This is a genomic window from Natrarchaeobius versutus (genome assembly GCF_041205745.1).
Classification (GTDB): Archaea; Halobacteriota; Halobacteria; order Halobacteriales; family Natrialbaceae; genus Natrarchaeobius; species Natrarchaeobius versutus.
The window spans coordinates 1-21769 of record NZ_JBGFCC010000013.1 but is presented as its reverse complement, the minus strand read 5'-3'; the positions used below and the strand labels follow the sequence as shown (position 1 = coordinate 21769).

Here is a 21769-nt window from a genome sequence, read left to right as displayed (position 1 = left end):
CCACGCATGACGGACTCCCTCGAGTTCACGTCCCGCGACGTCTTACGAGACCGTCAGAACGAACGGCTCCGCGAGACGGTCCGGTACAGCTACGAGAACGTCCCCTTCTATCGGGCGACGCTCGACGATGCGGACGTCGATCCCGACGACGTCGAGGAAGTCGACGACCTCGAGGCGCTGCCGTTCACAACGAAGGAGGACTTCCGTGCCGAGTATCCGGACGGCCTCTTCGCCGTCGACGACGTCGACGTCCGCCGCATCCACGCCTCCTCCGGCACGACGGGCAAACCCAAGATCGTCGCCTACACCGAGGCCGACCTCGACGTCTGGAACGAGGTGATGGCCCGTTCGATGGACGCGGCGGGTATCGAACCGAACGACACCGTCCAGAACGCCTACGGCTACGGACTGTTCACCGGCGGTCTCGGCTTCCACGCCGGTGCGGAGGAACTCGGCGCGACGGTGATCCCCACGAGCAGCGGCAACACCCGGCGGCAGGTGGAACTGGCCCGCGACCTCGAGAGCGACGCGCTCTGCTGTACGCCCTCCTATGCGCTGTACGTCGCCGAAACCGCCGAGGAGATGGGCGTCGATCCGCGTGACCTCCCGCTCTCGACGGTGCTCTACGGGGCCGAGCCGTGTACCGAGCCGATGCGCGAGGAGATCGAAGAGCGCCTGGACGCGGTCGGGATCGAGAACTACGGTCTCTCGGAGCTGATCGGCCCCGGCGTCGCCGTCGAGTGTCGCGAAGCCCAGAACGGGATGCACGTCCAAGAGGATCACTTCTACCCCGAGGTCGTCGACCCCGAGACCGGGGAGCCGCTCCCCGAGGGCGAGGAAGGTGAACTCGTGTTGACGTCGCTCTCGAAGGAAGCACTTCCCGTCCTCCGGTATCGCACCGGCGATCTGACTGCGCTCACCACCGACGAGTGCGAATGCGGGCGGATCACGACGCGCATGGACAGCGTCACCGGCCGCGCCGACGACCTGCTGATCGTCCGCGGCATCAATCTCTATCCGAGCCAGATCGAGGCCGTCGTCCTCGAGTTCGACGACGTCGCCCCACACTACCGTATCGACCTGTATCGTGAGGGATCGATGGATAGACTCGAGGTGACCCTGGAACTCGTCGAGGGATTCGACGGCGACCGCGAGCGCCTGCGCGAACGGATCGCCGACCGGCTTCGGAACGCGCTGTCGATCGACCCTGACGGCCTCGAACTGGTCGCGTACGGGGCGCTCGAGCGGACGGAAGTCGGGAAGGCACGGCGGGTGTACGATCGCCGCTGACGCTCGAGCGGACACCCGGACCCGTCGGCACTCGAGGATGCCGTCTGCGGCTGTCGGTTTTAATACGCTTCGCGAACATCCTCGAGTATGGACGTCGAAGCCTTCTTCGAAGGGATGCCGTTCGCGTCGTTACTCGGGATCGAGGTCACGGAGTGTGCCGACGGCCACGCCGAGGGTCGTCTCGAGATGAGCGAGGAACTCTCCTGGAACGAGGATCGGTTGATGGCCCACGGCGGTGTCACGTTTACGCTCGCTGACACCGTCGGCGGCGCGGCGTTGGTCTCGCTCGTCGACCAGCCGGTTCCAACGATCGACATGCGCATCGACTACTTAGATGCCGGAACGGGCGACCTCTACGCGGAGGCCGAGGTCGTCCGGCAGGGCGGTGACGTCGGCGTCGTCGACGTCGACGTGTTCGCCGCGGAAGACGACACGCTGATCGCCGACGCACGCGGCGTCTACAAGACTGGTTGATTACCGGAGCGAGATCGGCCGATCACCGGAGTTCAAGGTCGGATGACTACCGAAGTGCAGGCGCAACCTCGTCGCCGAGGCGGTGGATGCAGTCGACCATCGCGTCGGTGCCGACTCCCGGGTAGTACGTCCGGAGGATGACGTGGACGTCGTCGCCGACGGCGTCGCGGTAGGCCTCGAGTTCGTCCGCGACCTGGTCTGGCGTGCCGAAGACTGCCTGTGCTTTCAACTCGCGTTTGCGGTCGTCCTCGAGTTCCTCGACCGGCTCGCCGGAGAAGATCTCGGCGTAGCGGCGCTGGAGGTAGACGTAGCCGTCGCACATTGTTTCCCACGCCTCCTCGCGGGAGTCGCCGACCCAGCCGTGTCGGATGACGTAGACCTGAAAGTCGTCCTCGAGCCCCGCCTCCTCGCGAACCCGTCGAATGTCCTCGACCCGCTTTCTGACCCCTCCGACGGAGAGCGCGGAGGGGGCACACCAGCCGTCGGCGTTCCTGGCCGCCCGCCGCACCGCCGGCTTGGCCCCACCCCCGAGGAAGACGGGAACCCGCTCGTTCGCCGGTTTCGGCGTGATCGAGACGTCCGCGGGGACGTCGTGAAACGTCGACTCGTACTCGAGGGGGCCGTCGCTCCAGGCGGCCCGGAGGAAGGGGACCAGATCCTCGAGTCGCTCGGCACGCTCCTCGCGCGGGACGCCGAAGACGTCGAACTCCCGCGGGTTCGAGCCGATCGCGAGCCCGAGCGTGAGCCGTCCGTCGGCGATGAGGTCGACCGTGGCGGCGTCCTCTGCCAGCCGAACCGGATCGTACAGCGGCCCGAGCGCGACGCAACTCCCGATCTCGAGGTCGTCGGTCTCGGCGGCCATCGCGCCCAGCGTCGGCATCGTACTCGAGAGGTAGCCGTCCTCGGCGAAGTGGTGTTCGGAGACCCAGGCGCTGTCCAGCCCTGCGCGTTCGATCTCGCGGGTGAGTGTCAGAATTTCGTCGTACAGTTCGCCCGGCTCGCGGTCGTCGTCCGGTCTACGCTGAGCGGTAAAGAGGCCGGTGCCGAGTTTCATACTCCCCACGTCGGGCGGAATCGGCATAATTGTTGGCGAACCAGCGACTAGTCGTCGAATACCCCGATCGAGTTCGGGTTATTGCTGGAGACAACACCACGAAAGCCCCTGGCGCTCTCGCTGGTTGCGACTCGCTGTGGTCCTCGCTTCGCTGCGGTCCTTGCGTCGTCTCACTCACCGAGAGCGCCAGCCCCTTTCAGTCCCACCCACGGTGGCCTGCCTGACCAGCCGATACGGGCGGGAATGAAAGGGGCTGACTCGCTCGAGGAACCCGGCCGACGTAAGCACCGCAGGACGAAGTCCGAGGCGCGCAGCGAGGCCTGGGAGTCGAGCGAGTCAGGGGCTTTCGTGGTGGTCTCGTCCACGAACTCGAGTGGGCGATCGATTCGTTTTCCAATCGATCACTCCGTTTTCGCCGAGCGCCTCGAGCGGTCAGTAATCGATACAACCGCTCAATAGTCGATAACGGTGATCTCCTCGATGGGCCATTGGCTGAGAATTTCGACGCCGTTCTCGCGGACGACGACCATCTCCTCGATTCGGACGCCCTGGCGGCCGGCCGGCTCCTGGGTCTCGACGGCCATCGTCATCCCTTCCTCGAGTTCGATGGGGTGGTCCGGCGAGAGGCCGCGCCAGATCAGCGGCACCTCGTACAGCTGGAGACCCAGGCCGTGAGCCCAGTGGTTGGTGGTCAGCTGCCAGTGTTCGTCGGCGTCGTAGTAGTCGGCGTGCTCGCCTCCCATATCCGGGAAGCCCTGGGCGACCTCGTCGGTCGTCACGCCGGGTTCGATGCGCTCTAAAACGTCGTAGAGGTTGTCGCGGGCCGTTTCGTACGCCTCGCGCTGTTTCTCGGTCGGCTCGCCCATCGAGAACGTGCGGTAGTAACACGATCGGTAGCCCAGATACCCGATATTGTAGAAGTCGGCGTAGACGAGGTCGCCCGGCCGGATCGCGCGGTCGGTGGTGTTCGCCTGGTGTTTGGGCCAGGTGTTTGGCCCCGAGGTGAGGTAGCCGCCGCCGACGAACGCGCCGTGGCGCCAGAGTTCCCGGACGGCCTCGCCCCACACCTCGTTCTCCCGTTTGCCCGGCCGCGCGCCCTCTTTGATGCGCTGAAAGCCCGCCTCGCAGATGGCGGCGACCATCCGCAGGCATTCGATCTCGTCCTCAGTCTTGATCTTCCGGGCGTCCTCCATCACTTCCTGGGCCGTCGAGACATCGACCTCGAGCCCCTGTCCCTCGAGCGCCTCGACGAGTTTGGAATTACCGACGTCGACGCCCAGTTTCTCGTCGGCGACGCCGTATTCGGCCGCCGCCTCGCCGACGGTTTCGGCCATCGTCGAGACGAGAAAATCGCGGGCTGACGGACTCCCCGAGGCCCGCGGGACGTTCCCGAGCCCGGGACAGGCGTAGCGGACGTCCTCGAGCCACGGGCAGTTGGCCCGCTGGTTGCTCGCGTGGTCTGCGGTGTCCCAGTGGACGACGTCGCCGTCCTCGGTGAGCAGGGTGTAGTGGTCCGCGCCGCTGCCGCCGGTCATCGCCAGCCCGGTCACGTACCGGATGTTGGGGTCCGAGACGAGGAGCAACGCGGCGAGGTCGGACTCTCGGAGACGCTCGAGCGCCCGTGCCTTGCGCTGTTCGCGCAGGCGCTGGGTGTCGATGCGTTGCTCCCAGTCGACGGCCTGCGTCCCGAGCGTCCCCTCCATGAGCTCCCGCTCGTGAAACGTCATGGCACCTCGTACCGCGCCGGCCCACTAAATCGTACCGCCGCCGGAAATCGCGCCGCTGCCAGAAATTGCACCGCCGCCAGCGGACGGCGACCCGCGACCGACGTCGCCGCGGATCACCGTGTGATCGATATAAGGTGACGAACGTCGTACACTCCCACATGCCTGTTTCCGGCTACGATCCCGACGACCTCGACGACGCGCTCGAATCGAACCTCGAGGACGGCGAACTCGAGGACCGGCTGACCGACGAGGAGATCGACGCCTATCGGGCCGGCGACGAGCGGCTGGTCGACCTCCTCGAAGGCGAGGAGATCGATCGAATCCTCGAGGACGAACCGTCTTCCGCTGAGACGACGGAGTGACGTCGATCTGACCACGGACGGGTGGAGCGGGGGGCCGAACCAGGGACGAGTAGAGCGGACGACCATCCCAGTTTCGACGATCAGACCGCGCGGACCGCGACGCCCGATTCCGGCGATCAGTCGTCGTCGGCGTCGGCCCCCTCGTGACAGCCGCCGTCACCGTGTCCTGGCACGTCCTGGTTCTCGATCGCGTGCTGGGGCGGGACGTCGATCGCCGGGCTCTCCTCGAAGAAGTTCACCGGCTGGAGTCTGAAGCTGTAGACCTGCACCGGCAGGATCGGCCAGTCCTCGGGCCGGGTCACGTGGTTGACGCCGAGCGTGTACCAACAGACGAGGTCTTCCTCCTCGAGGTTCCGATCCGCCTCGGTCCAGGCCGGCAGTCCCGCGCCGCCGGGGTGCTGGTTCGGGTACCGACCGGCGGGATACCGTTCGTCCTCGCGATACGGCGTCGCCCACAGGTGATACCGGATGAATCCGGAGCGTTCCATCACGCTCGAGTCCGGCTGGACCGCCGCCTCGACGTTGTTCCCGGGGACGAGACGGTAGCCGGTCGGCTCGCCGAGACGGTTCGTCTCCGTCGGGTTGACGATCTGCCAGTATCGCCCCTTCAGCGGATCGACGAGGTCTTTCGCCTCGGACTCACTCGAGAGCGTCTCTCGTTTCGCGTAGAAGGCGTTCCCGCCGGGGTTGTGGGTTCGGCCGTCGACCTCGCTCATCGGCTCGAGGCCGCCCGGTCCCGTCGGTACGGGCTGGTTCTCGACCCGGGAGAGGGAGTTGGGGCCGTCGTCGACGTTCGTATCCAGTCGGAAGTTGAAGAAGTGCTGGTGGATCGGGCCGGCGAGCTGTGGCGCGACGAGTTCGGCGTAGCCCGACGGATCGTCGTCCGGTCCGACGGCGGAGACGCTGTCGATCCCCGTCAGCCGAACCTCGACCTCCATCGAGGCGTCCTGGTAGAAGTACCAGTTGAAGATGTAGTCGTAGTTGCCGACGGCGGCGACGAACGAGACGACCAGCCGGCGTCGACGACGAACCTCGTCGGTTCCGGTTCGCCAGTCGCTTCGCTCCCAGAGCGTGCCGTTGTCCTCCTCGTGGAGGCAGATCGCGTTCTCGAGGACGTTCGCCTCGCCGTCGGCCGTGTTCATCACGGCGTCCCAGTAGTGCATGTGACCGAGGCAGTCACAGCCGTTGGTCAGCGACTTCGCTAGCCGACCGATGTTGTACTCGCCGACGTCCATCGCGTTCTTGAACCGGTCGTTCGCGTCGACCGCGCCGTAGGGAACCGACATCTCCGCACAGGAGGCCCGGTCGACGATCGAACGGACCTCGCCGTCGTCCTCGTAGCCGATATCGTACAGCACCAGCCCCTCGCGTTGGGTCCAGCCGACGCGCATGTGCCACCCCTGCCACTCGAGTTTGTGGCCGTCGACGCGCCAGCTCGGTCCGTCGGGCTGGTCGACGTTGTAGGCGGTCAGATCGTCGCGGAAGTCGACGTCACCCTCCCGGTAGGCCATCGACTCCGGCGGAAGCGGCTCGTCTTCGTCCGGTGGACCGTAGTCGACGACGTTCAGGACCTCCATCCGATCCAGATCGACGAACGCGTGGATGCCGGTCAGCGGTTTCGCGTACCCCTCGTCGCCGTCCTCCTCGCTCGGCCGCAGGAACGTCAGCCCGTGAGCGAGCCGCTTCGATCGGTCGACGTCCTCGGGGACGAACTCGTGGCCCGCCGACCAGGGATCGACCATCGCCCGATCGGTGTTCTCGACGCCGCGGCGTTCGACCGCCGCCTGCCACTCTGCGTTCGCCTTCACCGCCGCCTCGCAGGCGAGAAACTCCTCGATGGCGATCGAGGGCTGTGCGTCCTCGACGCGTTCCCACGAAACGACTGCCTCGTCCTCGAGCGAGACGACCGCCTCGATCGTCCGGCGTTCGGCGCCGTCCCTGAGAACGATCCGCGCTCGTCGATCGGGGGCGTCACCGCCCTGGTCGTACGCCGCGAGCGCCTCCTTCGAGGGCTCGGCCAGTTCGATTTTGATACAGAGGCTCCCCTCACCGACGCCCCGTTCGTCCGCCAGTATCTCGTAGCCGGCTTCGATCTCCACCGGTGCGAGCGGATCGAGCGGGTGATCCGCGACAGATGTGACTTCCGATACCATGACCACCGTCAACACGACCCAGAATAAAAAGGTGTGGGACCGTCGACAGTCTCCCCGCGAGTTCTGCTCGAGACTTGGGTCGCTATCCCATCCCCCACTCGAGTCACCATCTTTACAGACACCACTCGAGTCACCATCTTCCAACCTCCACCCCGGCACCGACTGGAGGCGAGAACGAGGCCAGATTCGGGTCGACGGCGACGACACCGGATCGGCGAGTATCCGCAGGCTCAGATCGGCTCGAGTCCTTCCTCTTCCCGTAACACGTTAATGTACTTCCGGAAGCCGGACTCGAGGTCGTACTCGGGGTCGTAGCCCATATCCTCCTGTGCGGCGGTCATGTCGAGGTTCTGGGTCCACGGGAGTTCGCCGTCGTCGGAGACGTCGATGTCGGCGTCGGGAACGATTTCTTCGACGGTCTCCGCGGCTTCCCGGACCGTCGCGAGCACGCCGCGGACGTTGTAGACGCGTTGCGTGAGTTGTTCCTCGGGGGTAAAGGCCGCCTTCCGGAACGCCTGGGCGATGTCCTCGACGTGTTGCCAGTCGATCGCCTGGTCGCCGTACTCGACGCTGTAGGGCTCGCCGAGCGCCGGCTTCTCGATAATGTTCGCGAGAAAGGCCGAACCGCCGGTCTCGCGGTAGGGACCGTACGCGACCGTCGGTCGGAGCGCGACGTGGTCGACCCCGTAGTCCTCGCAATAGACCCGCGCCTGGTGTTCGTTGTACTCCTTCGTCGCGCCGTAGAGCGTGTCAGGGTAGACGAGTTCGTCCTCGTCGACCCACTCGGCGTCGTAGTTCGTCGGCGGGGCGTACACCGCCGCCGATGAGGCCCACGCAACTCGCTCGAGTTGGTCGTCGAGGATGCGTGCGGCCTCGAAGAGGTTGTTCGTCCCCATCACGTTCACTTCGGCCGCCGTACGGGGATTTTCACGGGCCGTCGTCGTCAACAGCGCGGCCAGGTGGATCACGCGGGTCGCGCCGGTCTCTCTCACCGACCGGATCACGTCGGTCGGCTCGGAGACGTCGCCGCGGCACACCGTCACGTCGTCGGCGACGCCGAGGTTCTCGAGGACCGTCGTATCCGTCGAGAGATCGTACGCCACGACGTCGTGGCCGTACTCGAGTAACTCTCGAACCACGTAGGAGCCGATGAATCCGGTTCCGCCGGTCACCAGGACCGCCTCGTCTGTCATACGGGACCGTACAACAGCCCGGCACCTATATCTACGTGATCGTTCACCCGGCGTCAACTGACCGTGCGGGGCAAGATAGTCCGGAAACGGAGACCGTCACTCGTGGAGCCCACCAACCGACTCGTAGAACGACGAGGCTAGCGTCTCCGCCATGTCCTCCTCGCGGTCGATCCGCACGTCGAGGACGTGAGGGGTGTCGGCGCGTTTCGCTTCCTCGAGCGCACCGCCGAGGTCGTCGGGTTCGGTTACGCGCCGTCCGACCGCCCCGAACGCCTCCGCGATCCGGACGAAGTCCGTGTCGTGGAACTCGACGCCGGCGATCTCGCCCTCGTCGTGTTGCATCTGTCGGACCATCCCGAGGCTGGTGTCGTTGAGGACGACGAACGTCGGCGCGATGCCGTACTCGACGGCGGTTTCGACGCTGTTCATCGTCATCGAGAACCCACCGTCGCCGGCGACCGCGATCACGTCCTTCCCGGTCGCGAGCGCCGCCGACACCGCCGCCGGGTTCGCCCAGCCCATCCCGCCAACGCCGCCGCTGCCGAAGTAGGTTCGAACGGCCGGCGTCTGCAGATAATAGAGGAGCCAGAACCGGTTGTTCCCGGAGTCGGCGGTGACGATCGTCTCCTCGTCGACGACCGCTTCGATCTCCTTTGCGACGCGTTGTGGTTTGATCGGCGCGGAGTCGTCCTCACACTCCGGTGCGTGGAACCAGTCGCCAGCTTCGGCGGCGCGCGCTCTCGCCCAGTCGTTCGACGCCTCGCCGGCCTCCGCGAGCGCGGCCAGGCTCTCGGCGGCGTCGCCGATCAGGCCGACGTCGGCGGGGTAGACCCAGCCGGCGTTTCGCGTATCGACGTCCGCGTGGACGATCGTCTGTTCGTCGGGACGGATGAATTCGGGCGCCTGCCAATTCGTGTCCATCGGGTTGAGGCGGCAGCCGACGACGAGCAAGACGTCCGCCTCGCTGACGACTCGGTTCGCCCCCTCGTGGCCGAACGAGCCGACGACGCCCGCGGCGCGTTCGTCCGTCTCCGGATACGTGGACTTTCCGAGGTAGGAGGTGACGACGACGCAGTCGTACGCGTCGGCGACCGCCGCGAGTTCGTCGTACGCCGTCGCGGCGTGAACGCCGTCGGAACGCCGTTCCGGCGAGCTCACCCTCGCTGCGCTCGCGTGAACCCCGTTCCCCGCGACGATGACTGGTCGCTCGGCGGCCTCGAGCGCCTCGACGGCCGCGGCCACGTCCCCGTCGGTGGGTGCGCCGTCCCAGGTCCGGGCCTGTTCGCCGGCGTCCCACAGCGGCGGCGTCGGATCCGCCGGAACGTCGTCGATGATCGCGTTCCCGTCGAGGACGATCGCCGTGGGACCGGGACGGCCGGCGACCGCGTGTTTGAACGCCAGTTGCGTCGAGCGGAGGGTTTCGATCGGCGTCCGCGGGAACCACCACTCCTTCGTGACGCCGTCGAGGACGTCGGGGAGGCTCAGGCCGCCGTAATCCCCCCTGGACTGCTGGTATGGCGCGAGCGTCGAGTACTCGCCGCGTTCGGAGGCCTCGGTGAGGGCGATCATCGGTGAGGAGCCGAGTTTCGCCTCCATCTGTCCGATCGCACCCAGACTGGCGATCCACGGCCCCTGTCCGGCGAGGACGCCCGGTCGACCGGTGAGGCGCCCGTACGTCTCGGCCATCACGCTCGCCTCGCGCTCGTCGCGGGGGCGAACGAGGTCGATCTCCGACCTCGGGAGGTGCTCGAGCAGTTCGATGATTCGTCCGCCGGGGTAGCCGAAGACGTACTCGACGTCGAGTTCCGCTAAGGTCTCGACGAGCGCTTCCGCGGTCGTCGTCATCCGTCCCCAGGACGTTCGTCGCCGGCGTGATCGAACGCGTCGACGTGGACCGTCTCTTCGACGATCATTCGCGGGCCGGCACCGAGATCGACGAACTCCGCGGCGTCGGCTTGCACCTCCCGACCGACCGCGGACTCGAACGCACCGTTCAACGCGGCGGGGCTCTCGAAGACCAACTCGAGGACGCCGTCGTACTCGGCCGCGTCGGGGTCCGCGGGAACGGATGTGCTGTACCGTTGCAATCCCGGGAGTTCGCGGGCGATCTCGGCGTGGTCGCCCTCCCACCGCTCGCGGAACTCCTCGTGGCTGTAGCCGTCCTTACGGACGAGAAACTCGACCAGTTTCGTCATGCGCGTTCACCAACATCGTCCGTCGACTTCGTTTTGTCGGTGTGTGGTGTTCGCATAGGCCACGATAGGCGCAAACACGGCCCACATACTTATTAGGGCGGCCGTCCGCCTCGAGGACATGGCCGACCAACCGGCGATGCCCGAAACGCGCGTCGACCACGTGGGAATCGCCGTCGAGTCGATCGCCGACGCCGAGGGGCTCCTGTTCGCGCTGGGCTGTGAGAAGATCCACGAGGAGGTCGGCGAGTACGGCGAATTTACGTGGGCGACGTACGCCCTCGGGGACGCCTCCCGGCTGGAACTGATTGCGCCTCGAGAGGGCTCCAAGTCGTTCCTGACCGACTTCCTCGAGCGCAACGGCCCGGGTCCCCACCACGTCACGCTCGAGGTGGCCGACCTCGAGGCGACGGTCGACGCGCTCGAGGCACGCGGGATTTCGGTCGTCGACCGCGCCGAGTTCGACGACTGGGACGAGGCGTTCGTCGCGCCGGGAAACCCGACCGGCACGCTGTTCCAGCTGATGGAGTACCACAACGGCTACGCGGAGAAGCGGGAGGCAGGACACAGGCTGTTCGTCGGCGGTGAGTCGCTGTAACTATCCTGTCGGACAGAACTATTCGAAGATCGATCGCACTACTGCGGCCGTCGGTGACAGCCGCGAATTCGCGACCGACTTCTCACTGACTTCTATCCGACAGTATACGCGACGGGCGCCGCTATTGACGTGGGCGCCGAGCGGGAATCTACTGACGTGGGCGGCGACAAGCGGGACGTTTCGCGGCGGGCTCGAGAACGGCCCTCACGATTTATTGAGCTGTGGGGAATACCGCCGTGTATGTACAAGCACGTCGCCCTCCTGGTCCGACAGGACGGACTGTCCCACGAGGAGTTCGTCGACTACTGGCAGAGCCAACACACGCCCATCGCCCGCGAGATCGACGGCGTCGTCCGCTACCAGCAGGTGTTGCCGACCGATCCCGAGCACGCCGAGTTCGACGGGCTTGCGGAGCTGTCCTTCGAGGACCTCGAGGCGCTTCACGACGCGCTCGGCAGTCCCGGCTCCCGAGACTACGATCCGGAGCGAGGGAAAGCGAGGGAGGCCCGCGAGGACGTCGACAACTTCCTCGCGATCGACGAACGTCCGCGGTTCATCGGGGAGGAGATCGTCCAGAAAGACGAGGTCGGCGGCGACACGGACGGGCTGTACAAACACTCGGCGTTTCTCGTCCGACAGGATGGGATCTCCCACGAGGAGTTCGTCGATTACTGGCAGAGCCAGCACACGCCCATCGCCCGCGAGATCGAGGGCGTCGTCAGGTACGCGACCGTCCTCCCCACCGATCCCGTGAACGCGGAGTTCGACGGCATCGCCGAACTGTACTTCGAGGACCTCGAGAAGCTATACGAGGCGCTCGGAAGCGAGGGGTCCCGGGACTACGATCCGGAGCGAGGGAAAGCGAGGGAGGCCCGCGAGGACGTCGACAACTTCCTCGCGATCGACGAACGCCCCCGATTCATCGGCCGGGAGCGACTCGTCGACGTCGAGGGAGGGTCGTCGACGTCGGGACCGATCGCCGACGCCGAGGACACGCCTCGAGAGGGGAGCGAGCGCTGATCGCCGTGTCCGACGATTTCGATCGACAGATCCGTCGCGCGCTTCCCGAACTCGAGGAAATTCGAGACGACGACCTTCGGGAGCGGGTCGTCGAGGCCTGGACGCTGGCCCTCGAGCGCGGCGGGTGGCGAGAGATCGAGGACGTTCCGTACGCGTGGAACATCCACGAGGTGACCAACGTCGAACACGTCCGCGGCGTCGCCCGGATCGCACTCGAGACGGCCGACCGTCAGCGAGAGTTCCACGGTGCCGAACCGGATACCGATACGGTCGTCGCCGCCTGTCTCCTCCACGACGTCGGGAAGTGTTACGAGTACCCTGACCACGTCGACGACGACCTGCTCGACGAACCAGATCCGCGGTACGTCAGCGAGGAGATTCCTCACTCCATCTCGGGGTACGCGCTGGCCCACGAGGTGGGCTGTCCGCTCGCCGTCCAGCGGGCGATCCCACACTTCCTGGGTGAAGTTCCGAAACGGACGCTCGAGGCCGAACTCGTCAAGAGCGCGAACGCGGCGTCCTCGAACGCGATCACGCAGGCGACGATGGGCCTGACGCTCCAGGAGTGGGTCGAGAAGTACTCCCAGACGTCGTAAGGCCCCCGCCGGATCGGTTCGGCTGTTCGAGTCGATCTCACCGGAACCAGTTCCGCCGCCGGAGGATGCATCGAGTAACCGACGCTCAGTCGGTGGTAGCCGACGCTCGAGTCGCGTTCGAACGATGCGAACGAATATCCGCTTTCGTTCGAACAGCGGGAACAGATTTTTGTCGGAACACGACGAATGTGAACACATGGCAAGCGACTCGACACACAGGCCGGTCGAAACCGTCGACACGGCGTTCGACATCGTCGACCTGCTCAAACACGCGGACGGGGCAGGGATAACCGAGATCGCCGACGAACTGGGGCTTGCGAAGAGTACGGTCTATCGACACGTAAAGACCCTCGAGTCCCGCGGACTGCTCGTTCGAGCGGGCGATGAGTACCGCATCAGCACCTGGTTCCTGGAGTACGGGTCGGTCGGGCGCGACGGTCACGAACTGTACGACGTCGTCAGGCCGAAGGTGGACGAACTGGCGGCGGAGACCGACGAGAAAATCTGGTGTGTGATAGAAGAACACGGGATGGGCGTCCACATCCACGGCGCCGAGGGCCGCCACTCCGTGAAGACTCACGCACGGATCGGACAGCGAACACCGCTTCACCAGTTCGCCGCCGGGAAAGCCATTCTCGCACACCTCCCCGACGGGCGAGTTGCCGACATTCTCGACGAGTACGGCCTCCCAGAACGCACCACGCGAACGATCACCGATCGTGCGGAGCTTCGATCACGCCTCGAGACGATCCGAAAGCGGGGCTACGCGTTCAACCGCGAGGAGTCGGTCGTCGGCGTCCACGCGGTCGGCGCACCGATCAGAGACGAATCCGGGACTGCCGTCGGGGCGATCAGCGTCGCTGGCCCGGCAAATCGTCTTCGTGGCGAGTTACTGACGGACGAACTCCCGAAACTCCTCCTCGGTGCGACGAACGAAGTCGAGATCAACCTCGCCCACTCGTAACCCCACTCGTTCGAATCGTTCGAACACCCTCTCGAGGGGCGCACGAGAACACCGGTCCAAGCCACGGAGTATCGACGGGAGTCCGGGGAGTCAGTAGTGTTTTGTTTACATTCGTATGGTCGTAATGACTCGGTGCGGTTTCCTCGTTTCCTCCGTTCGAACGGCGTTGCCGATCATCGTGACAAGACTAGCACAGTTTGGGGATGGAGGACGCCGCTTTCGGAACGTCACCGGACGAAAATGTTGGGACGAAGGAAAGAATACAAAACAGATAAAGCACATATACGAATTTGCTCATATTTGAAGGAGGAAACGCCGTTCTGAAATACTGTTAGCACGCATAGACCAGCTATGTAGTGCACTGATGGCTTCTCGACGTGTGATCGTCGTTCGATGACACAATATGAAATGTTTCTTATATATACTAGGTTCTTGTATACTCGACCATCGTACGGAATACGTTCTTTCGGTACACATTACGGATTTCAATCACATATGTGAAGTAGTATGTGGATAGCCCATAAATAAAAATTCGAGAACATCGATTTACTTGAGAGATAGTGGGGCGAAGAAATCGATCAAATAGAAATGTCGATGCAGACGGAATAAGAGTCGATTTTTCACGCAGTTCGGAAGTCCATAATCGGCACCCAAAGCTGACAGAATCAAATAGTGTAGTGGAAACGATTGCAATAATATGAGTAAATTTATGGTGAGCGAGAACGTCGGATGAGAACGTAATGACACCAGACCGCAAGGGTGCGACGTCGTCGCGTGGGGAACGGACGAGCATGAACCGACGGACGGTGCTCGCGTCCGGCATTACGGTCATCGCAGGAACGACGGTCGCCGGCTGTATCGGCGACGAGGGTAACGGCAACGGCTCCGGGAACGGCAACGGTACCGGAGACGGAAACGGGAACGGCAACGGCGGGGACGCCGGAACGAACGTCGCGATCATCTCGAGTCCGGCCGGCTTCGACGACAACGCGTTCAACGACAACGCCGTCGAGGGTCTCGAGGAGGCGTCGAACGACTTCGATCTCGAGTATACGACGATCGAGGAGACCGAGGAGGCCCAGTACGAGTCGATCCAGGCCGACGCGGCCCAGAGTGGGTACGATCTCATCGTCTGCGTCGGTGACAACCACACGGATCCGCTTCACACCAACGCCGAACAGTATCCGGACCAGAACTGGATGCTGATCAACAACGTGATCGACGGCGCGGACAACGTCTCGGGCTGGATCGAGATGAACAACGAGATGTCGTTCCTCGCGGGCGTCGTCGCGGGCGTGATGACCCAAGAGGAGTTCGCACACGATGACAGCGAGACCGACCCCGACGAGTCGATCGTCGGCTTCGTCGGCGGCGAGGACATTCCGCTGATCAACGCCTTCGAGCAGTCCTACATCGAGGGAGTCGAGTGGGTCAACGACGACGCAGAGGTCCTGACCGGCTACGGTGGGAGCTTCTCCGACACCGGTGCGGCGAGCGACGTCGCCGAATCCCAAATCGACGACGGTGCGGACATCGTCTGGCACGCGGCGTCGGCCGCGGGTGCGGGTGCGTTCTCGGCGGCACAGGACAACGACCGGTTCGCGCTCGGGGTCGACGTCGACCAGTCGGTCACCGAAGACCAGTATCAGGACGTCATCCTCGGCTCCGCGGTCAAGGCGCTCAACGAGGCGACGTACGACGTTTCGGAGGCCGTCGTCAACGACGACTTCGACAGCGTCGTCGGTGAACAGAACCTGAGCATCGCCCAGGGGAGTATCGACTTCGTCGTCGGACAGGCCTTCGAAGGCGAACTCCCCGACGCGGTCGAGCAGAACCTAGAGGACGCGAAAGACGGGTTCGAAAACGACGAGATCGAACTTACCTGCGGCCCGACCAGCTGCTGAGGGCGTCGCCGTCTTCAGTTTCGTATTTATGAGTATACTTCCGACGGAGGACAATGACGACGAGTAACGTACCGCCAGCGGTTAGACTCGAGGGGATCACGAAGCGATTCGGGGACGTGGTCGCCAACGACGGCGTCGACTTCACCCTGGAGAAGGGGTCGATCCACGCCGTCCTGGGGGAGAATGGATCGGGGAAGACCACCCTGATGAGCGTCCTCTACGGCCTGTACGATCAGGACGAGGGCGAGATCGTGATCGACGGCGAACCGAGAACGGTGGAGTCGCCTCGCGACGCGATGGCGGCGGGGATCGGGATGATCCACCAGCACTTCCAGCTCGTCGAGACGATGACCGTGCTTCAGAACATCGTCCTCGGCCACGAGCCGACCGAGAACGGGCTGGTCGACGAATCGGCCGCCAGAGATGACGTCGAAGAGATCTGTTCGCGGTACGACTTCGACGTCGATGAGTTCCTCGACACTCGCGTCGAGGAACTCGACCTCGGCGCTCAACAGCGCGTCGAGATCGTCAAGAGCCTCTATCGTGGGGCCGAGATCCTCATCCTCGACGAACCGACGGCGGTGCTTACCCCCCAGGAGGTCGAGAGCCTGATGGCAGTGATGAACGATCTCCGGGAGGACGGACGATCGCTGATTTTCATCTCACACAAGCTCGACGAAGCCCTGGGAATCGCCGACGATATCACCGTCCTTCGGGACGGAGAGGCGATCGGGACAGTTCGAGCCGACGACACCGACGAGCAGGAACTCGCCCGGATGATGGTCGGGAGAGAAGTGTTGTTCGATCGACTCTCCCGAGAAACCGAGCCGGGCGATCCCGCACTCGAAGTCGAGGAGCTGTGGATGTCGGGCGATCGCGGCCGCGAACAGGTTCGTGGCGTCGATCTCACCGTCCGCGAGGGCGAAATTCTCGGCATTGCCGGCGTTCAAGGGAACGGCCAGAGCGAACTGATCGAGGGGATCACGGGCCTCAGACCGGTCGACGACGGTGCCATCCGACTCGCCGACGAGGAGATCACCGGTCGAAGCCGTCGCGACCGGATCGAATCCGGGATCGCGTACATTCCCGAGGATCGCCAGACGGAGGGGCTGGTCCAGGAGTACTCGCTCGTCCGGAACGCGTTGCTCGGGAACCAGACCGTCGAACCGTACGCGACCGGCGGGCGCCTCGACTGGTCTGCGGTCGAGGACCACGCCGAGGAGATCATCGAGGAGTTCGACGTCCAGCCGCCCAACGCCGAGGCCGAGGCGGCGTCGCTCTCCGGTGGCAACCAACAGAAGTTCATCGTCGGACGGGAGATCGGACACGACCCCGACGTCATGATCGCCGCTCATCCGACTCGAGGCGTCGACATCGGCTCGATCGAGTTCATCCATAACCGACTGATCGAACTCCGCGAAGAGGGGCTCGCGATCGTCGTCGTCTCCTCGAAACTCGAGGAGATCCAGAAGCTCTCCGACCAAATCGCGGTCATGTACGAAGGCGAGTTCGTCGACGTCGTCGATCCCGAACGCGTCACCGAGGAGGAACTCGGTCTCCTGATGACCGGCGGGAGCCTCGAGGATGAGGGGTCGACGGAAGAGAGCGAAGCCGGTACGGGGGCACAGGCATGAGTAGCGAGACCGGCAGACTCCGTTCGAGACTCGACCGTGTTGCCGCGAAGATGCTCGATGCGACCGTTCTCGAGCGGATCGGGATCGCGATCGGTTCGACGGCGCTTGCGTTGTTCATCGGGCTGGTCATCGTCGCGGCTTCTGGATACGATCCGATCCAGTTCGCCAACCAGCTCGTCGTCGGCTCGTTCGGGAGCGAGCGAGCCGTCGCACGGACGTTCCGGTACTCGACGCTGTTCGTGCTGGCCGGCGTCGCCGTCGCCATCGCCTTCCGGGCGGGCGTATTCAACATCGGTGTTCAGGGGCAGTTCATCGTGGGCGGCTTCGCGACGGTCGTCTCGATCGTCTCGCTCGCACCGTATCTCCCCGACGGAACGATCGGCGGTATCGTGTTGATGGTGATCGGTACTGTCGCCGCCATCGTCGCCGGCGGCCTCTACGCCGCACTTCCCGGCGTGTTGAAAGCCTACGGCGGGGCGAACGAGATCATCACCACGATCATGCTGAACTTCATCGCCATCGGCTTCGTCGGCTGGCTCGTCGCGGGCCGGTTCGGCGACCCCGAGGCGACCGCGACCAGAACCGAGCGAATGCCGGAAAACGTCGGCTTCCCGTCGATCGTCTTCGACGATCCCAACCTCTCGATCGTCGGTATCCTCGTGACGGTCGGCGTCGTCGTCCTCGTCGCCGCCATCATGACTCGGACCAGCTTCGGCTACGACATGGTGACCAGCGGCTTCCAGGAGTCGGCCGCGACGTACTCCGGCGTCGACGCCAAACGGATGATCGTCTCGACGATGACGTTCTCCGGAATGGTCGCCGGACTCGGCGGTGCGATCTTCGCGATCATGATTCAGGGCTACTTCACCGACCCGTCCGGTATCGGCAACTACGGCTTCGACGCCATCGCCGTCAGCCTGCTCGCCGCGAACAACCCCCTCGGGGTTATCCCGGCAGGCCTGCTGTTCGGCGGCCTCGAGTCCTCGAGTTCGCACATCCAGATCAACAGCGACGTTCCCGTCCAGTTGATCGACGGCATCGTCGGCCTGGTCGTCCTGTTCGTCGCCGTTCCCGAACTGTTCCGGATGATCGCCCGGCGAACCGGGCTCGGAGGTGAGTCGCGATGAGCGTCGCCGACTACGCCGGACGAGAACGCGTTCAACTCGCCGGCGCGACGGTCGTCGCGTTGCTCATCGCCGCCGCAGTGTTCACGTTCGTCTTCGACATCGCACTCGAGCGACTGCTCACGGTCGGCTTCCTGACGCGATCGCTCGAGATGGCGACGCCGATCGCACTCGCCGCGATCGGTGGTCTCTACGCCGAGAAAAGCGGCGTGTTCAACATCGGCCTCGAGGGATTCATGATCTTCGGGGCGTTCAGCGCCGCGGCGACGATGTACCTCCTCGGCGGAACCTCGCCGAGCCAGCTCGACGTCTGGCTCGCGATCGCGATCGCAGTCCTGATCTCGGCGATTCTGACGGTGTTTTTCGCCGTCCTCCTGATCCACTTCAAGGCGGATCAGATCGTCGCGGGCCTCGCGGTCTGGTTCCTCGGACTCGGCTTCGCCCCCTTTACCGCGGCGATCATCTGGGGGAGTCGCTCGAGTCCGGGCCTCGAGAGTATCAACTCGCTGGCGTTCGGGCAGTCGCCGCTGGTCGTGCTGACGGTGATCGTCGTCCTGGCGTCGTGGGTGTTCCTCTACCGGACGAAGTACGGCTACTGGATTCAGGCCGCCGGGGAGAACCCCGAGGCGCTGGATACCGCGGGCGTCGACGTCAACCGGGTCCGGTACGCGACCGTGATCTTCTCCGGTGCGATGGCCGGCCTCGGCGGCGCGGTGTTGCTCGCCCACGCCGGCAACTTCGTCGGCACCGGCGAGACGATGGTCGACGGACGCGGCTGGATCGGCATCGTCGCTTACCTGTTCGGCAACTACAACCCGATCGGTGCCGCCGCTGCGGCGCTGCTGTTTGGCGGGCTCGACATGCTGAACGTGCAGTTTCAAACGGTCGGGATCGAGGTCTCCGCGCGACTGGTCAACCTCCTGCCGTACGTCGCCGTCATCGTCGTGCTCACGGCGTGGGGCAAGACGCGGATGCCATCCTCGGTCGGCGAACCGTACGAGAGCGAGGACTAGGCCCTTCTGCCCTCGTTCGTTCGGAACTGTCTACGAGTGTTCCATTTGGACTCGAGAAGGCCCAAACGCATTAGTAGACAGTACTGACATTGTTAATATGTGACAATGGCCGCAGGAGAATGTGTCGAACGGTCCCGCGGGTGGGATACGCCCGACGAAACCACGAGCCAAGCCGACGCCGTCGTTTCTTCGTTTCCGTCGCGGTCTCGCCAGGGAAACACCGACTCAGTACGGTCCGTACGCCGGACGATACGAGCGAACGAACAGAAGCGAACAATCCCAGACAGATGAGCAACGAACGACGCGAACCGATCCACGACGACGAGCCGGCAGACGAACCGTCCGACGTGCTATCCACGCATACGACGCATCCGAGGGAGTACACGTTTAGCTACGAGGAGATCCAACAGATCCTCGAGGCGGTCCAACACTGGATATGGGTCAAAAACAGGGACGGAGAGTACGTACTCGTCAACGAGAAACAGGCCCGCGAGGCGTACGACCTCTCGTCCGAGGAGATCCGCGGAACGACGGACTACGATCAGGTGCTTTCTAACACTCGCGCCGGCGAGGAGGCGGACCTCGAGGAAGAACAGTTTCGGGCGGACGACCTCGAGGTGATGGACACCGGTCGGAAAAAGGAAATTCCCCAGGAGCGGATCACGACCGCCGACGGGGCTGAGCGCGTTCTCCGAACGGTCAAGTCTCCGTTCGAGACCGAGATAACCGACCAGGACGCGACGATCGGCATCGCGGAGGACATCACGAACAGGCTCCACACGGACAAACTGGTCGGGGTCCACGAGGCGACTCACGATCTCTTGTCCGTCCAGTCGATCGACGAGATCGGCGAGATCGCCGTACGAACGTCGACGACGGTGATCGAACAGGAGTACTGCACCGTGTGGGTCCCGGACGAATCCGCGGACCGACTCCGATTACACTCGTGTTCGGACGCGGTCGAAGCGAACACGACCGTCCGAGATCCCACGTCGATCACCGCCGGACCCGGCGACGTTCAATGGGAGCGGTTCGTCAGCCAGCAATCGGCGGTCGAGACGAACGTTCGGGAGGACATCGATCCGGCCGACCTGCCGGTCGACCGACCGTTGACCTCGCACATCCTCCTGCCGATCGGCGAGTACGGATTGCTCGAGATCGGCTCGTTCGACCGGGTGCTGTTCAAAGACGATCTCGCGAAGATTCTGGCGGCGAATCTCGAGGCGGCGTTCGGTCGGTTGGAGCGCGAACGAAACCTCCGGGACGTGACAGGGGAGGTCGATGCGACCGTCGCCGAGGTCGACGAATCGACGACCGAGGTCGCGGAGATGTCGACGTCCGTCACCGACCGGGCAGACCAGCAGGCGGCGACCATGGAACACGTCCTCGACGGGGTGACGAGAATGAACTCGGCGGTCGAGGAGATCGCCGCGACCGCGGACGAGGTGGAAACGACCAGTTCCCGTGCGGAAGCGCTCTCCGAAGAGGGAAAATCGTCGGCCGAAGACGCCAAACGGGTGATCGACGACGTGACCGGATCCGCAGAGTCGGTCGCGGATGACGTCGACCGATTGCAAGAGCGGGTAAACGAGATCGACGAGATCGTCGAGGTGATAAACGACGTCGCGGATCAGACGAACATCCTCGCACTCAATGCCTCTATCGAGGCCGCTCGAGCGAACGAGAAGGGGAAAGGGTTCTCGGTCGTCGCGAACGAGGTGAAGACGCTAGCCGAAGAGACCCAGGAACACGCAAACGAGATCGAACGCGTCGTCGACGACGTCCAGAACGAAACCGACGAAACCGTGGAGAATCTCTCGGAGATGGTCGATCGGATCGAAAACGGGAACGAACTCGTCGAACGCGCGGTCGACGCCTTCGTCGACGTGGCCGATGCGATCGCGGATGCATCGACCGGCATCGGCGAGGTCGCGACTGCGACCGACGAACAGGCCGCAAGCGCCGAGGAGATCGCCTCCCAGGCCGAGCGGGCGACGGAACTCGCGAACGAGGTCGCCACCGAGGCCGACCGGATCGCCACGGCGAACGACGAAATCGCGACGCAGGTCGCCGACCTGCAGTCGGCGGTCGCCGACCTCGCCGAGACGGAGTGAGTCGAGCGCGTCGGCGACCGGACCGCGGAGTGCTGGTTTCGAGACGTCTCATAGATAGTAACAGATCGGTCACGTTCCGGGACAACTCGAGTTTCTGTCATCTTCTCGAAGACCGTTCGCCGATCTCACCAGACCGTGTGAATACGTGTTCTACGGGCAAGTTACCGCTTCGAATCCAGTTGAGAGGGGGCGCCAAACTCCCCAGTATTTGACAAAAGTGGCGTGCTGAATACACAGCGCGAATGTCCCACGAGCTTCGGCTCGATTTGCGAACGTGATTATCGCTCACCTATGGAAATTCTGCTGGCTGAACAGACCACGTTTGCCATGATAATTCTTCGGGCGAGGACGAGCTGT

Annotated in this window: 18 protein-coding genes; 12 read left to right on the top strand and 6 right to left on the bottom strand. The window is 64.3% G+C overall.

Annotation, left to right across the window (positions count from 1 at the left end):
• The first annotated feature begins 6 nt into the window (after nucleotides 1-6).
• Both paaK and AB7C87_RS22555 read left to right on the top strand, forming a co-directional pair.
• A complete protein-coding gene (paaK, locus tag AB7C87_RS22560; protein WP_369731782.1) occupies nucleotides 7-1290 on the top strand; it encodes a phenylacetate--CoA ligase PaaK in 1284 nt (427 codons plus the stop codon).
• An 87-nt stretch (nucleotides 1291-1377) separates the two neighbouring features.
• Nucleotides 1378-1764, top strand: a complete 387-nt coding sequence (locus AB7C87_RS22555) for a PaaI family thioesterase (protein WP_369731781.1) — start codon at nucleotides 1378-1380, stop codon at nucleotides 1762-1764.
• A 46-nt stretch (nucleotides 1765-1810) separates the two neighbouring features.
• Here the strand turns inward: AB7C87_RS22555 and AB7C87_RS22550 are convergent, their stop codons facing one another.
• Both AB7C87_RS22550 and AB7C87_RS22545 read right to left on the bottom strand, forming a co-directional pair.
• Nucleotides 1811-2818 carry an LLM class flavin-dependent oxidoreductase gene (locus AB7C87_RS22550; protein WP_369731780.1) on the bottom strand — a complete coding sequence of 336 codons (1008 nt, stop codon included), beginning with the start codon at nucleotides 2816-2818 and terminating at the stop codon, nucleotides 1811-1813.
• A gap of 452 nt (nucleotides 2819-3270) precedes the next feature.
• Complete coding sequence (locus AB7C87_RS22545; protein ID WP_369731779.1) at nucleotides 3271-4545, bottom strand: M24 family metallopeptidase; 1275 nt, start codon at nucleotides 4543-4545, stop codon at nucleotides 3271-3273.
• Between the two features lie 158 nt (nucleotides 4546-4703).
• Between AB7C87_RS22545 and AB7C87_RS22540 the strand changes: the two genes are divergently transcribed.
• Nucleotides 4704-4907, top strand: a complete 204-nt coding sequence (locus tag AB7C87_RS22540) for a DUF8027 family protein (protein WP_369731778.1) — start codon at nucleotides 4704-4706, stop codon at nucleotides 4905-4907.
• A 116-nt stretch (nucleotides 4908-5023) separates the two neighbouring features.
• On the opposite strand, the gene AB7C87_RS22535 is transcribed toward AB7C87_RS22540, so the two are convergent.
• The 4 genes from AB7C87_RS22535 to AB7C87_RS22520 form a co-directional block, all read right to left on the bottom strand.
• Complete coding sequence (locus AB7C87_RS22535; protein ID WP_369731777.1) at nucleotides 5024-7060, bottom strand: primary-amine oxidase; 2037 nt, start codon at nucleotides 7058-7060, stop codon at nucleotides 5024-5026.
• A gap of 230 nt (nucleotides 7061-7290) precedes the next feature.
• Nucleotides 7291-8253, bottom strand: a complete 963-nt coding sequence (locus tag AB7C87_RS22530; RefSeq protein WP_369731776.1) for an NAD-dependent epimerase/dehydratase family protein — start codon at nucleotides 8251-8253, stop codon at nucleotides 7291-7293.
• Between the two features lie 96 nt (nucleotides 8254-8349).
• Nucleotides 8350-10098, bottom strand: coding sequence for a thiamine pyrophosphate-binding protein (locus AB7C87_RS22525; protein ID WP_369731775.1), 1749 nt, complete (start codon nucleotides 10096-10098; stop codon nucleotides 8350-8352).
• Nucleotides 10095-10448 carry an EthD family reductase gene (locus AB7C87_RS22520; protein WP_369731774.1) on the bottom strand — a complete coding sequence of 118 codons (354 nt, stop codon included), beginning with the start codon at nucleotides 10446-10448 and terminating at the stop codon, nucleotides 10095-10097. Before AB7C87_RS22520 ends, AB7C87_RS22525 begins: the two co-directional genes overlap by 4 nt.
• A 118-nt stretch (nucleotides 10449-10566) precedes the next feature.
• Between AB7C87_RS22520 and AB7C87_RS22515 the strand changes: the two genes are divergently transcribed.
• The 9 genes from AB7C87_RS22515 (at nucleotide 10567) to AB7C87_RS22475 (ending at nucleotide 21412) form a co-directional block, all read left to right on the top strand.
• Nucleotides 10567-11043: a VOC family protein gene (locus AB7C87_RS22515; RefSeq protein WP_369731773.1), complete on the top strand. Its 477-nt coding sequence runs from the start codon at nucleotides 10567-10569 to the stop codon at nucleotides 11041-11043.
• 240 nt (nucleotides 11044-11283) lie between these two features.
• On the top strand, nucleotides 11284-12063 hold the full coding sequence (locus AB7C87_RS22510) for an EthD family reductase (RefSeq protein WP_369731772.1): 780 nt from the start codon (nucleotides 11284-11286) through the stop codon (nucleotides 12061-12063).
• The gene (locus AB7C87_RS22505) at nucleotides 12063-12659 is read left to right on the top strand and encodes an HD domain-containing protein (RefSeq protein WP_369731879.1); all 597 of its coding nucleotides are present in this window, start codon (nucleotides 12063-12065) and stop codon (nucleotides 12657-12659) included. Before AB7C87_RS22510 ends, AB7C87_RS22505 begins: the two co-directional genes overlap by 1 nt.
• 196 nt (nucleotides 12660-12855) lie before the next feature.
• Nucleotides 12856-13623 carry an IclR family transcriptional regulator gene (locus AB7C87_RS22500; RefSeq protein ID WP_369731771.1) on the top strand — a complete coding sequence of 256 codons (768 nt, stop codon included), beginning with the start codon at nucleotides 12856-12858 and terminating at the stop codon, nucleotides 13621-13623.
• Nucleotides 13624-14363: 740 nt separating this feature from the next.
• Nucleotides 14364-15527 (top strand): BMP family lipoprotein, encoded by a 1164-nt coding sequence (locus AB7C87_RS22495; RefSeq protein ID WP_369731770.1) that lies wholly within the window; start codon nucleotides 14364-14366, stop codon nucleotides 15525-15527.
• Nucleotides 15528-15580: 53 nt separating this feature from the next.
• The gene (locus tag AB7C87_RS22490) at nucleotides 15581-17161 is read left to right on the top strand and encodes an ABC transporter ATP-binding protein (protein ID WP_369731769.1); all 1581 of its coding nucleotides are present in this window, start codon (nucleotides 15581-15583) and stop codon (nucleotides 17159-17161) included.
• Between the two features lie 50 nt (nucleotides 17162-17211).
• Nucleotides 17212-18288: an ABC transporter permease gene (locus tag AB7C87_RS22485; protein WP_369731768.1), complete on the top strand. Its 1077-nt coding sequence runs from the start codon at nucleotides 17212-17214 to the stop codon at nucleotides 18286-18288.
• A complete protein-coding gene (locus AB7C87_RS22480) occupies nucleotides 18285-19298 on the top strand; it encodes an ABC transporter permease (protein WP_369731767.1) in 1014 nt (337 codons plus the stop codon). The genes AB7C87_RS22485 and AB7C87_RS22480 overlap by 4 nt, the downstream gene beginning before the upstream one ends.
• A gap of 287 nt (nucleotides 19299-19585) precedes the next feature.
• On the top strand, nucleotides 19586-21412 hold the full coding sequence (locus AB7C87_RS22475; protein ID WP_369731766.1) for a methyl-accepting chemotaxis protein: 1827 nt from the start codon (nucleotides 19586-19588) through the stop codon (nucleotides 21410-21412).
• The last annotated feature ends 357 nt before the right edge of the window (nucleotides 21413-21769 follow it).